Below are 13084 nucleotides of genomic sequence, written 5' to 3'. Positions count from 1 at the left end.
TAGGCAATAAAATTTTCCCAATTTCCCCATGCTACTCCCGGATCGCCAGGAGCGCCCCAAAGTCCAAAACGATCTGCGACGGCTGAAATCATTGTGATGCCCAAAACTATTCGTAAAATCAGACCTGCTTGTGGTATTGATATATTTTTCATGTGGATATATTTTTACGTAAAAATAGAAAGATATTGGGTAATTTAATGAACTGGTTTTATAAATAGTAAAACCCGGATTATTTACTAAATCCGTCTTCTTTATCCTTAAAAGCCCAGATTGCCATTGCTTCAATAACCGGCATCAGACCATTTCCGGCTTTGCTTAATCTATAGGTTACATAAGGAGGAACAACAGGTTTTGCTTCTCTGATAACAAGATTATCTGCTTCGAGTTGTTTTAAATGCTGAATCAGCATTTTCTCTGTTACTGCAGGAATTGCTCTTTTAAGTTCACTATAGCGTTTGCTTCCGCCAGAGAGATGGTAGATAATAATGGGTTTCCAGTATCCTCCAATTTTTTCCATTACATAGGTTACAGGACATTTTTCTAAGGCATACTGCTTATTTTCCTGTATTGTTGATGATTCTTTGATTGCTGTCATTTGTGCATACTTTAGGGTAAGTACTTGTATAAAAGTAAGTACAAATATACCTTTGTTACAGTTAATAAAAAAATAAATTAGATATGAAAATTACAATCTCAGGTTCATTAGGAAATATTGGAAAACCTTTAACCACAAAATTAATTGCATCAGGACATGATGTAACCGTTATTAGCAGTAATAATGACAGAGTTGAAGCTATTGAAGCTTTAGGCGCAAAAGCCGTAATAGGTTCGGTAAATGATGTTGCTTTTTTAAAAAATGCCTTTGCCGGAGCAGATGCTGTTTTTGCAATGACTCCGCCAAATTTAGGAGGATCGAATATTATTGCCAATACAACAACTGCAGGTAAAGCTTTAGCAGAAGCTATAACTGCAGCAGGAGTAAAGCGTGTGGTAATGCTAAGTAGTATTGGTGCAGATTTACCAACAGGAAACGGTCCGATTGCAGGACTTTACAATATCGAGAAAATATATGAAACACTAGAAAACGTGTCGATTACTTTTTTACGTGCGGGATTTTTCTACACCAATTTGTACAATGATGTCCCTATGATAAAAGGCGCGGGAATTATTGGATCTAATTATCCGGCTACAGCTACGATTCCTTTTGTACATCCGGAAGATATTGCCATTGCGGCGGCTGAAGAATTGCAAAAAACACCTTCTGGTAAAAATGTACGTTACATTGTAAGTGACGTTCGTACAGCTGGTGATGTGGCAAAAAATTTAGGTCAAGCAATTGAGAAACCGGAATTACCCTGGATTGAATTTACGGATGAGCAATCTTTTGGCGGAATGCAACAAGCCGGATTACCGGAAGAAATCGCTGGATTGTATCAGGAAATGGGTTCAGGATTAAGAAGCGGTAAAATTCAGGAACATTTTTTAAGCAATACTTTCTCCGTTGATGGCAAGATTAAACTGGAAGATTTTGCAAAAGAATTTGCTGCGAAATTTTAATTTAAAAAAAAGCTGATTGTAAAATCAGCTTTTTTTATTTTTTATCTTTTGAATCGTAAATATTATTTAATAGTCACCGTCATATTTGGAGTTATAATAGCATCTGCAGTACCTCCGGTATATCGCTGTGCATATACTTCGATATAATCATTATTTGATAATTCAAATGATGCATTCAACGGAAGTACAACAATATCAAGTGCCTGCAAACCTTTTCCGTAGATTTTATATTGTGTTAACGGAGTTCCGTTTTTAGCAACATAAATGATATAAGTTCCTGCATTTGTAACCTGAAAAGAGATAGAACCTGCTAGCTGGAAAATTCTTTTCTTTTTACCCATATATCGTAATCTGTTATTGGCGTTTGGAATTGCATCCAGCGCGAATCTGAATAAATTATACGATGCTGAAACCCCAAGAACTTTTGTAATATTACTGGGATTAGAGGTATTAAATACAGTACTGGCACCAGAACCAACAGTATAATCCATAGAAAAATCTCCAACAGCACTTGCATCTGCTTCTGTTGGTATTCCGGCAGATCTCACATTCCAGCTATTTGTAAAATTATATCCCGTATAAATTCCTCCTGCGGTATATGGTTTAACATATCCTGTTGGATTTGTACCGGTAAATACAACTGATTCTAATACTGCATCGCCACTGATTGTAGGATTTCCTGATACATCAAAACCTATAGCAGAGCCATCAACCTGACTAAAACCACCTTGTTTTTCGACCAATGTAAAGTTTCCGGTCAGTTTTTCATACGTTCCGGTATTGTTACCAAACCATCCCATATTGCTAAGTAATAATTGTGTAATATTATTATAGGTAATTCCGTTTGTATTTGCTGAAAAGTTAACAATACTTAAAAATACCAGTCCAAAACCTGAAACTGTACCAACCGAATTGGAGTTGGCAACAACACTGTCCCTGAAAATTAAATTTTGAGTTGCTGCACCGCTCAGGTTAAATACGCTTCCGGCTGTAGCAATAAGAGTTACCCCCCTGATACTTCCTCCATTTGCTCCCTCGAAAATATTACCTGTAGCTCTTATAATAACATCTTCATTTGCATCTAAGCCTTGTACATAGGCATTATTTAAATCAATAGGAAAATTAAAAGGTACTATACCATTAATTTCATATAAAGTGTTAGTATTCAGAACATATTTTGATCCGCCGCCGGCAGCAAGTTCAGTAGCTAAAACAGTTGCCAAAACATCTGTCGATTTTATACGTTTAAAATTAGTTCTTCCGGGAGCGCCGCTTACAATTGGCAACCATGTTGAGGTCCCTGCTGAGTAATAGTAAAAGACTTTTAAATCAGTATCATATACCATTAATCCGTCTGCGGGAGTTGTTATGGCGTTTCTTTGTAAAGTAGTCATTCTGGGCGTCAGCATTCCTTTTGTTGTTGAAGTAACATCCAAAATAGAACTTGCATTTGGTGTTGTGGTCCCAATTCCTATTTGTGCATTTACTGTTAAGCTTAAAAGGATTAAAAACAGCAATAGTAATTTTTTATGATTTTGAAGAGTAGGTTTGTTGATCATAATTTCTAATATTAGTTTGGTGTATATTTTATTTAAAGGATATAATTATTTGCCTGAATTTGAGATTACAACTTTCTCAGTAAGTCTTTCATTATTGGTTGTTAAGAATTCGGCAATGTAAATTCCGTTACTTAACCCGCTGGTCGAAAAAGTAAAATTCTCATCTGTTCCAAGGTCTTTTTTAGATAACACAGCTTTTCCTAGAACATCGTATAACTTAAATGATTTGATGGCTAAATTATTAGGGTTTTCAGCTTTTAATTTACTATTGGCATTATCCTGTATAATAAAGAATTTTTTAGAGGTTTGGCTGCCGGTACCAAGAGTTTGTTCGCTTTTAAATGTGATTTTAAATCGGTCAGGATATACGCCCGGAGCAACGGCAACTTCATATGTTCCGTTTTTTATATCATGATAAGAGTTATCAAGAGCATCATACAGGTAAATCATTTGCGAGTTATCGAAATTTACCACTTCGGGAATATAGAATTTAAAAGTAGTGTTTGTCGCTACTTTTGCAGTAAGTGCTATTTTCTTTGTTTCATCAAAATTAACGCCCTGAATTACATAACTTCCGTTTTCTAACCAAAAAGTCACATCATTTGGCACTGAATCATCCATGTTTAAGGCGTCAATACCTATATCAATTCCATCCGTAGCTTGTGGTACAAAAGCCAAAGCCAGTTGTCTTGTAAATTCGTTGTTAATGATCGTATTTAACTTAAAATGAGGAACTTCTTCTACAACTTCTTCTGTAGCTGCTTCAGCAGAATCTTCTTTTTGAACCGTTTTTTCTTTTGGAGTTTGTCTTTCAAATTGAGATGATCCTGAACCTTCTTTCATAAATATCCTGTGACTATTTTTAAAAGTTGCAGTTCCGTTGGCAGTGGCACTAATCACAAATCCCTGACCTATAGGAGAATATTGTCTGTTGATTACAATTCCGGATGAGGATCCTGTATTGTTTACGGAACCATCTGCATTATAAGAACTAAAAAAGGCAGGCACATATACACCAGGAGAAACCAAATCTACCGGAGAATAAGATCCATATCCTCCTTTGTAACTTATAAGAGTATGGGAATTTACTGTTTTATCCTGTTGCCAAAAATAAGCTACGCCTCCGGTTGCGGTATTAGAAGCATCTAAAAGAAAAGCATTTAAATGTAAAGCTGAGGGATAAGGGTTTCCGGTTAATGTGGCATTATTAATCCCTAGAGTAATGCTGATATTGCCATCATTTGGTTTTCCTCTAAAATCATATCTCTGGGCACTTCCGGGATTATTGGTAACACCGGTTCCTTCCGGATCGACGGCATCTGTACCGCTTGTGCCTTTCATAGAAAAACCTTCGCCCGGAGCCAGGGTTGTAGCTCCGCCAACAAAAAGCCATTGCGAATAATTATTGGCATTAATTAATTTATAAATCCACTTTGAAGCAATTGCAAGCGGGTTTGAAGTTCCGTTTGAATTAGTTGCGACCAGAATAGTTGCTGTTGTTGAAGCAGTTGAATTTGTTGGTCTGCTTAACATTGTAATACCAAAGTTTTCATTTCCCGGAGTAGCAGAGGCATTTCCCACAGGAGAACACCAATAATTATAATCAAAGTTGTCTGATGTACCTTCTTGATAAACAGAGAGAGTACCCGTCCCAAGATTGGTTGAAGTTCCGGCAGATCCTTGCAGCAATTGTGAATTATTTCTTAAATATAAATTTGAAGTAGCGTCTAAATTTATATTTTGCTGTACATATAATACTTCGTTTTTTACGTACATGCTTGCGTTAGGACTAAAATAAATTTGTGAGATACATTTTGTAGTGGCCAGTATCAAAATAAGTAATGTTGTTTTTTTCATAACTTTCACTTTTAGTGTAGTAATAGATTTGGATTTTTGCGGTTCATCTTAATTTACATTTGTGATAGTTATGCTGTCGATTTTGAATTTCTAAACAGAAAAAATATGCCGAGCAAAAGACCACTTGCGAATAATATCCAAATTTCGCTGTCTATGGGCGCCGGATCACCTACCGGAGGAGGAATTGCTTGTGGTCGTGGAGGAGAAGGCGCGGCATAACTTTTAAAAGCCATGCAAAGAAATAAGGCTAATAGTAATTTTAACTTTCTGATTTTCATATGATAATTTTAGATTGGGGAATAAAAATTCATAAAACGATTTTATTTTACTGTAATTAAAAATCAACAGGTAAGAATAATTTTATAAAATATAAGAACGTATTTATATTAATGATGTATTTTGATGGAAATGAGGTTAATATGAAATTTTTTAGCTTCGAAATAATAATGGAACAATGTGTTAAATCATAAATAATCTTACAAATTTTACCTTGTGAATTGTGTTAAATTGAATATTCCGCAATATTTTAACAACTCAACATTGTAGTATAAGTAAGATATTTTACTAAATATATTGAAAAAATTCTTATTTATTTTAAAATAGCAAACAATTATTTAAGTAATTTCCTATGTTAGCATAGTAAATTGTTCGAGATTGGATTTTGAAGAAAACATAGTGAAATTGTAGTTTTAGTATAGAATAACTAAAAATTGAGGAGGTATAAAAAAAGAGCTGATCGTTAGACCAGCTCTTTTGCTATTATGTAGTTATTTATTTCAGTATTATTGTTCGATAATCGAAAGTATACTTTTAGGAATTTCGTCAAAACCTTCAATAGAATACGGTTTTATTAGGTAGGCTTTTACGCCCAGCATGTCGCATTTTTCTTTATAAACCGGATTTATACTGGTTGAGTATACAAAACACGGAATTGTTTTTAAATCGTTATTATTCAAAATTTGCTGCAATGCCTCAATACCGTCCAGTATAGGCATATTGATATCTGTAAGAATGATGTCCGGAGTTTCATTTGAGGCATCTTCTAAATAATTTAAAAGTTCTTCACCATTGCCCACAAGACTTACTTTTGCAAAATCAGGGTTTTTAGTAAAGGTATGACAGATTATATCTGCATCATCGATATCATCTTCGGCAATAATAATATGTAGATTATTTAAGTTTGGCATTATACTATTGGGAAATAAAGGTTAAACGTGGTGCCCTCATTCGGTTTACTTACCACAGTAATATTTCCGGAATGATTTTCCATGATTTTTTTACAAATCGCAAGGCCAATTCCGTTACCGGAATATTCATTTTTGGCATGCAGGCGCTGAAATATGGTAAAGATTTTAAGAAGATGGTTTTGTTCCATCCCGATACCGTTATCTTTTATCTGAATTTTAATAAACTGATGGTTTTGATTTTGAATTTCAGGTTCAAAAGTATCAATTTGAGAAATTTCAATAAGAGGAAAACTATCTTTCTTGCTGTATTTTATGGCGTTTGAAATAAGGTTAGAAAAAAGTTGGCGCATTTGTACTCTTGAAGCTTTTATTGTAGGCAGTTTTCCTATTTTGATTTCTGCCTTTTTATCGGATATTATAATTTCCAGATCATCCGTAACTTCTCTAATTACATCTACCAGATTAATTTCTGAACGTTCTTCCTGTGCCGTATGCGATGAATAACTAACGAGATCATCTACAAGTGAATTTAATCTTAAAGCTGCTGATTTCATCACATTCATAGATTTGGCATCAGCTTCAGATAGATAACTTGCATCTATTCTTCCGTTATACATCACAATTTTTCTAAGTGGTTCTTTAAGATCATGTGATATTACATGAATAAATTCCTCCAGATTAGCGTTTATTCTATTTAACTCATGAATTTTTTCTTCGAGTTCTTTCTGATGCTGTATTAATGCATCTTCGTGTTTTTTCTTCTCTGTAAGATCTGTAATTACGATCCCAATACCCTGAACGGCCGGTTCAAGATCTGTAACGGCAATATAGGCAGGAAAAGTTTTTCTGTACGTTTGCGTTTTAAAAACAATTTCGTGCGTGGTAATACCATATTTCAAAGCTTCTATAATGGGCACAAAATTGTCCATACTATTAAAGTATTGGTACAGGTAATTTCCAATTATTTTTTCGGCAGGTATGCCTATAAGTTTAGAGAAATAATCATTACAATATAGTATAAGTCCATTTCTGGAAATACTCAATGCCCCTTGTCCAAATTTTTCTATCAGGAGCCTAAACGTATAATCTGCGGTTTCAAGCGAATAAAGCTGCGGCGTTCCGTTTGCATTTACCACTAATGCGTCAACATCCCCCTCCTTTATAGCATCAACAATACTATTAGACTCGTAAAGTTGCTCTTTTAAGGAAGCTATTTCAGCTTTTAGGGATTCTATATTTGTATTATTGTCCTTCAAATTATTCGCGTATGTTTAGGATTCTTAATACCTTTTCCTTGTCTGATAAATCGCCCAGGATAATTCTCCTTGGTGCAGGATCTGTTTTTATCAATGTGGGTATTGCTACTATTTGATGTATCAGAGCCTGTTCTGTATCCCGGCTAATATCTATGATTTCTAATTCGTAATTATCTTTTAGATACTGATCGCAGATTTTACGAAGGTTTTCGATAGCATGACCTGATTTAACAGACATACCCGAAACAAAAAGCATAAATTTATGTTTGGTTGTACTTGAGCCATCAGATGAGTCATCCATTTTTTTAAGAGTTTAAGGGTTTTATATTAAGCCCGACAAGTACTCGTTCCTCATTCGAAAGATCACCAATGATCTTGCGGATAGGTTCTGGAAATTTTCTCACTAATGTAGGTACAGCAAAAATCTGGTCCCCTTCTGCCAATTGCGGATTTTTAAGCAAATCTACAATTTCAATACTATAAATTCCTTTTAAATGTTCCTCGGCATATTTTTTTATATTCTCCAGCGCCGTTATTGATTTTGGCGTTTGGCCTGCAATATACAATCGTAATTGCCATTCGGCTACAGCTTCTTTTTTCATTTTATCCTATTTTTTTTTAGAAGACAGCTTTTCCTGTAATTCTTCTGTAGCTTTCAAAATACTTAATTCTTCCTCTGCAGATTCAAATTCATTTCTAAGCGCTTCTATATTTGCTTCAAGAACTTTTCGTTTACGCTCAATTTCCCTGTCTTTTCTGCTTATTTCATTTTGAAGCTTAATATCCGAAATTGTTTTCTTGAACTGATATGTTTTTCTTGCAGCACCAGTAAGGATTCCTTGTGGTCCCAATTCTACATCCAGTAATGATATCCCGTTATCTGTAATTACAAATTCCCTAACCTGGTTAGAATGTCCCATTCCACGGGCTTTTACAATAAAAATTCCGCGGTTTCTTTCGCCAATTCCTTCCATATCGCGAACCGTAATCCAGGTATCTACCAATGATGATACAGATTCTTCTGCAAGATCAGGTCTAAGGTTATCTGTTTGCTTGTTTAAGGAGGTAAAAAGTGCTGTAATATTATTTGCTTTCAGCATATCAATAAGTCTTACAAGCATCGAACGCACTTCGTGTTCGCTTCCTACTGTAATCAAATTACTAATAGGATCAATGATAATCGTAGTAGGTTTAAATTCCCTGATTAATTTGCGAAGCGTTAACAAATGCAATTCCAGACCGTTTAATGACGGACGTGAGGAATGTATTTGTAAAGTTCCCTTATCGATATGTTTTTGAAGATCAACATTTATTGATTTCATGTTTCGAACCAACTGCTGTGGTGATTCTTCAAAAGCAAAATAGATTGTTTTTTCATTTTTTTCGCATTGCTCATTGGCAAAATAACACGCAATAGTAGTTTTGGCTGTTCCTGCAGTTCCGGATACGAGAATGTTGCTTCCGCGATAAAATCCGCCACCCTGAAACATCTCGTTTAGTCCGGGAACTCCGGTCGAAATTACATCTGATGAAACTTCATTATCTAATTTTAATGAGGTAATAGGCAATACCGAAATACCGTCTTCATCAATAAGAAACGGATATTCGTTTGTACCATGAGTAGATCCTCTGTATTTTACAATTCGAAGTCTTCTCGTAGAAACCTGTTCTATAACTCTGTGATCCAGAACGATAACACAGTCAGAAACATATTCTTCTAATCCCTGACGGGTTAAAGTTGCTTCGCCGCGTTCTCCTGTAATAATTGCTGTTACGCCTTTTGCTTTAAGCCAGTGAAATAATCTGCGCAACTCTGCTCTAAGAATTGCCTGATTATCCAGGCCTGAAAATAAAGATTCTATCGTATCAAGTACGACACGTTTCGCTTTTATCGAATCTATTGCATGACCTAACCTGATAAATAAACCTTCAAGGTCATATTCTCCGGCTTCTTCTATTTCAGATCTTTCAACCCTAACGTGATCTACGACCAGTTTTTTATTTGCTTTAAGCTTTTCGAGGTCAAAGCCAAGTGATTTAACATTAAGAGTAAGGTCATCCGATGGTTCTTCAAATGACATGAAGACCCCGGGTTCGTTATATTCTGTAATACCTCTAATGAGGAATTGCATTGATAACAATGTTTTTCCGCAGCCGGCACCGCCGCAGATTAATGTAGGCCGTCCTTTCGGAAATCCGCCATCAGTAATCTCATCTAGGCCGTCTACTCCTGTAGGAGTTTTGGGAAATATAAAACTATGTGATTTTGATTGTTCTTGCACGCTATTTAATATTCTGTTTACTCAAATATACGTTTTCCTAGAATATTAACAATTAATATTTATTAAAGATTTAACAGCTGTTCAAATAAATTTTAAATCTTTTTTTGAAAGATTTTGTAGCTAAACAGCATAATATTGATAAATAAAGACAAAAAATTAAATAGCTGTTTTTGGTTATAACCAAAGATTTCTTAGTCCTTTAAACAAAGCCGGTCTATATTTTTAGTTATAACATTTTTATCCGAAGTAGTTTTGGCTAAGCCAAGTGCCGTTTGAAAGTGCTGCAGGGCTTTTTTATTGTCATAACCGGAATATAAATTGCCGAGTAAAGAGTAATAAAAATGATTGTTTGTAAGGTTCAGTTTTTCGGCTTCAGAGATTGATTCTTGTTTTCCTTTTACTTTAGATAAAGCATAAGTTCTGTTTAAAACCACAATTGGAGAGTATTCTAAAATAATCAGGTTATTATACAATTCTAAAATATGCTGCCATTTTTCAGGTGTATCTTTTTTTTGGGTATGCCAATAGGCAATTCCGGCTTCAAGATGGTATTTAGAAAGTGTGTTTCCGCTAGAGGACTGGCTCAGGAAATATGTTCCTTTGTCTATTAATTCCTGATTCCAAAGCGATTCATCCTGATCCTGATATAAAATAATTTCACCGTTTTGAGTTATTCGGGCATCAAATCTAGACGAATGAAAACACATCAAAGCCATTAATGCATTTGTTGCAGGTAAATTGGTAGTTTGATTTTGAATCAGTAAATAAACAAGACGCATGGCTTCTGCGCAAAGGTCTTTTCGTAAAGTTGTGTTTTGTGAAGTCGAGTAGTAGCCTTCAGAATATAAAAGATAAATAGTTTTAAGAACCGTATCGATTCGCTCTTTTATTTCTGTTGGATTTGGATTTTGAATCTTGATATTTTCCTCTTTGAGTTTCTCTTTGGCACGGTTGATTCTTTTGTAAATCACTTCCTTATTCGATAAAAAAGCATCGGCAATCTCACTGATTCCAAAACCGCATAATAAATTTAATGCAAGGGCAATTTGTGCTTCGTCAGAATTGGAAGGATTACAAACCGTAAATAGCATCGCAAGCTGACTATCTGTAATGTTTTTATCAGACATATCTATTTCAATCTCCGGATTGCTTAATGTGGAATTGTATTTTATTTCGGTTACAATTTTCTTTTCGAAAACATCATTTCGTTTAAAGTAGTTTTTGGTTTTGTTTTTAGCCACAGTATAAAGCCAGGCCGTTGGATTTTCAGGAATCCCTTTAATCGCCCAGGTCTCTGATGCTGTCAAAAAAGTATCGCTTACAATATCCTCCGCAATCTCAATATGATGAATACCAAAGAGATTGCATAAAACCGAAACGATTTTTTGATATTCGCTCCTGAATAAGTTGGGGAGTAGTTCCTGGTTCATAAATTGAGTTAAGAGTTTAGGAGAAAGAGGTAAGAGTTTAGAAGAAAGAGGCAAGAGTTTAGAGATTAGATGCAAGAGGCAAGATTATAGAATATAGAGGCAAGAGGAAAGATTTTATCGTCAATAATTTATAATAAATATTGTATAAAAATAGTTCATGAAAAATCTAAGATTTAAAATCCATAACAAAATCTTTCTTCTTACTTCTTTCCTCTTACTTCTTTCCTCTTTCTTCTTTCCTCTATTTTCTTTTCTCACACTTCTACAATGCCTGGCGTATCTCTACATTTCCGCCTAAATTCAAGACCGGACATCCTTGTGCAATTTCGGCTGCTTCGTCGTAATCCTTGGCTTTTATGATTATTAATCCGCCAATAGATTCTTTTATTTCTACAAAAGGACCGTCTGTAACTCCTTTGGCTTTGCTGACCAGTTTTCCCTGTCCATCCCAGCGCTGCAAAGGTCTTGCGAGTTTGTCTTGTGCAGCCAGACTTCCAAACCAGTTTTGCCATTGCTTTAAATGCTGCTGCAATTCTTCAGGTGAAGGTTGATTTTCTTTGGTTGTAAAATCTCTTCTGAAAATTAATATAAATTCGTTCATTATTTTATCTCTTAAAAGTTATTGATTGCTGTTTATTCCAACAAAAAGCCATTTTTTATCTGAGATATAAATTTAGTGTTTTACCTCAGATAAAAAACAGCCTGAATTATTTATCCAAATTGTCCTACTCGGTAAGTTCCCGGAGTATTAGGAAAAGCAAGATTAAAGCGATTCCACGTGTTGATGGTTGTAATTACAAGCGTAAGATCGATTAATTCTTCATCAGAGAATTCGGTTTTTGCAATGGCATAAACTTCATCATGAACCTCGCAAGCGGTAACGGCTTCAGCCCAGGCAAGAGCTGCTCTCTCTCTTTGAGTGTAATAAGGGGTTTCTCTCCAGGCACTTAAACCAAATAAACGCTGCGGAGTTTCACCGGTTGCCAAAGCTTCTTTTGAGTGCATGTCTAAGCAATATGCACAACTGTTGATTTGTGATACTCTAAAATCGACTAAATCCAGTAATGATTTTTCAAGTCCTGATTTTTTGATATAACCGGTGATTGCAAATAAAGTGCTTAACGCTTTTTGACCTTTTTCGAATGCATTGATTCTAGTTTCCATAATGTATAATTTTTAATGTTATACCCTAATGACAACTGAACTTTCGAGATTGGACAAATTTTTGAAAAAAAATATTAAATTTTTTAAAGTATTTTTAAAACCCTTGATATTACTGGGTTTTTGTGAGATTTAATTTAGAATTAAATCTATATTTTTAGAGTAGTTAGACAATAAAGGTTTATTATTAAAACTATTGGTCATGGTCCAGGGCACAAGTTGTCCTTTTTCAATAATTTCTTTTTTAGAATAAACCATACTAAAATACATTTCTAAATCATTTGGATTTTCCGGTATTGGCTTGTTTTTGGACTCTTCAGGAATATCTTCGTAATAATAGGTGGATTGTTTTAAAAGAGGATATTTATTCAGTAAATAATCATTTAAAGTGAATCTCGGACCATCACCTTTGTATAAATCTTCGAATAAAATAGGAGTAATAGTCAGATTTTTAATATTCTGCTTTAAACTTTTGTATTGATCCGAAGTGGTAGAAAAATCAGATTCTTTCAGATTATCTTTTTGAGACAATTGCCTGATTACGGACAGTCGGACATAATCGCCATTGATTTCGATAACCTTGAATACAAAATAATATTTTTGGTAACTCTGGCTTCCGTTAATGCCTGTTTCTTTGCTAAAAATAAAACTCCCTACTTGTAGTTGATGTTCTTTTGTATGGATTGCTTTTTTCCACATATAAGGTTTATAAACCTTTTCTTTGATGATATAAAAAACGATTAATGTAATAACGGAAATTAGGATTATTTTTTTCATTTGTTTTTGAAAGTAGGA

At 34.6% G+C, this 13084-nt stretch carries 13 protein-coding genes; 1 reads left to right on the top strand and 12 read right to left on the bottom strand.

The annotated features are described in order from the left end of the window. Positions 1-229: 229 nt before the first annotated feature. Complete coding sequence (locus RC62_RS04265) at positions 230-595, bottom strand: winged helix-turn-helix transcriptional regulator (protein WP_055092909.1); 366 nt, start codon at positions 593-595, stop codon at positions 230-232. 83 nt (positions 596-678) lie between these two features. On the opposite strand from RC62_RS04265, the gene RC62_RS04260 reads away from it, so the two are divergent. Next, on the top strand, positions 679-1557 hold the full coding sequence (locus RC62_RS04260; RefSeq protein ID WP_055092907.1) for an NAD(P)H-binding protein: 879 nt from the start codon (positions 679-681) through the stop codon (positions 1555-1557). A gap of 62 nt (positions 1558-1619) precedes the next feature. Here RC62_RS04260 and RC62_RS04255 read toward each other — a convergent pair whose 3' ends face one another. The 11 genes from RC62_RS04255 to RC62_RS04205 form a co-directional block, all read right to left on the bottom strand. Next, positions 1620-3116 (bottom strand): hypothetical protein, encoded by a 1497-nt coding sequence (locus RC62_RS04255; protein WP_055092905.1) that lies wholly within the window; start codon positions 3114-3116, stop codon positions 1620-1622. Positions 3117-3161: 45 nt separating this feature from the next. Then, positions 3162-4973: a T9SS type A sorting domain-containing protein gene (locus RC62_RS04250; protein ID WP_055092903.1), complete on the bottom strand. Its 1812-nt coding sequence runs from the start codon at positions 4971-4973 to the stop codon at positions 3162-3164. 782 nt (positions 4974-5755) lie between these two features. Beyond that, a complete protein-coding gene (locus RC62_RS04245; RefSeq protein ID WP_055092901.1) occupies positions 5756-6160 on the bottom strand; it encodes a response regulator in 405 nt (134 codons plus the stop codon). Further along, the gene (locus RC62_RS04240) at positions 6160-7416 is read right to left on the bottom strand and encodes a sensor histidine kinase (RefSeq protein WP_055092899.1); all 1257 of its coding nucleotides are present in this window, start codon (positions 7414-7416) and stop codon (positions 6160-6162) included. Before RC62_RS04240 ends, RC62_RS04245 begins: the two co-directional genes overlap by 1 nt. A 1-nt stretch (position 7417) precedes the next feature. Continuing rightward, complete coding sequence (locus RC62_RS04235) at positions 7418-7717, bottom strand: circadian clock KaiB family protein (RefSeq protein ID WP_055092896.1); 300 nt, start codon at positions 7715-7717, stop codon at positions 7418-7420. A 4-nt stretch (positions 7718-7721) separates the two neighbouring features. Continuing rightward, positions 7722-8018, bottom strand: a complete 297-nt coding sequence (locus RC62_RS04230) for a circadian clock KaiB family protein (protein WP_055092894.1) — start codon at positions 8016-8018, stop codon at positions 7722-7724. 6 nt (positions 8019-8024) lie between these two features. Continuing rightward, complete coding sequence (gene kaiC / locus RC62_RS04225) at positions 8025-9698, bottom strand: circadian clock protein KaiC (RefSeq protein WP_055092892.1); 1674 nt, start codon at positions 9696-9698, stop codon at positions 8025-8027. A gap of 191 nt (positions 9699-9889) precedes the next feature. Continuing rightward, positions 9890-11128 (bottom strand): RNA polymerase sigma factor, encoded by a 1239-nt coding sequence (locus RC62_RS04220; RefSeq protein WP_055092890.1) that lies wholly within the window; start codon positions 11126-11128, stop codon positions 9890-9892. A gap of 262 nt (positions 11129-11390) precedes the next feature. Then, positions 11391-11729 carry a YciI family protein gene (locus RC62_RS04215; protein WP_055092888.1) on the bottom strand — a complete coding sequence of 113 codons (339 nt, stop codon included), beginning with the start codon at positions 11727-11729 and terminating at the stop codon, positions 11391-11393. Positions 11730-11839: 110 nt separating this feature from the next. After that, a complete protein-coding gene (locus tag RC62_RS04210) occupies positions 11840-12292 on the bottom strand; it encodes a carboxymuconolactone decarboxylase family protein (RefSeq protein ID WP_055092886.1) in 453 nt (150 codons plus the stop codon). A gap of 129 nt (positions 12293-12421) precedes the next feature. Beyond that, positions 12422-13066, bottom strand: coding sequence for a hypothetical protein (locus RC62_RS04205; protein ID WP_055092884.1), 645 nt, complete (start codon positions 13064-13066; stop codon positions 12422-12424). Between the last annotated feature and the right edge of the window lie 18 nt (positions 13067-13084).

Origin of the sequence: Flavobacterium aquidurense (assembly GCF_001404985.1) — a bacterium.
GTDB lineage: Bacteria > Bacteroidota > Bacteroidia > Flavobacteriales > Flavobacteriaceae > Flavobacterium > Flavobacterium aquidurense_B.
This window is presented reverse-complemented; position numbering and strand designations above follow the sequence as displayed.

Coding starts and splice junctions, on each gene's coding strand:
- RC62_RS04265 (WP_055092909.1), bottom strand. CDS start 595: ATGACAGCAATCAAAGAATCATCAACAATACAGGAAAATAAGCAGTAT.
- RC62_RS04255 (WP_055092905.1), bottom strand. CDS start 3,116: ATGATCAACAAACCTACTCTTCAAAATCATAAAAAATTACTATTGCTG.
- RC62_RS04235 (WP_055092896.1), bottom strand. CDS start 7,717: ATGGATGACTCATCTGATGGCTCAAGTACAACCAAACATAAATTTATG.
- RC62_RS04210 (WP_055092886.1), bottom strand. CDS start 12,292: ATGGAAACTAGAATCAATGCATTCGAAAAAGGTCAAAAAGCGTTAAGC.
- RC62_RS04205 (WP_055092884.1), bottom strand. CDS start 13,066: ATGAAAAAAATAATCCTAATTTCCGTTATTACATTAATCGTTTTTTAT.
- RC62_RS04245 (WP_055092901.1), bottom strand. CDS start 6,160: ATGCCAAACTTAAATAATCTACATATTATTATTGCCGAAGATGATATC.
- RC62_RS04260 (WP_055092907.1), top strand. CDS start 679: ATGAAAATTACAATCTCAGGTTCATTAGGAAATATTGGAAAACCTTTA.
- RC62_RS04220 (WP_055092890.1), bottom strand. CDS start 11,128: ATGAACCAGGAACTACTCCCCAACTTATTCAGGAGCGAATATCAAAAA.
- RC62_RS04250 (WP_055092903.1), bottom strand. CDS start 4,973: ATGAAAAAAACAACATTACTTATTTTGATACTGGCCACTACAAAATGT.
- RC62_RS04215 (WP_055092888.1), bottom strand. CDS start 11,729: ATGAACGAATTTATATTAATTTTCAGAAGAGATTTTACAACCAAAGAA.
- RC62_RS04230 (WP_055092894.1), bottom strand. CDS start 8,018: ATGAAAAAAGAAGCTGTAGCCGAATGGCAATTACGATTGTATATTGCA.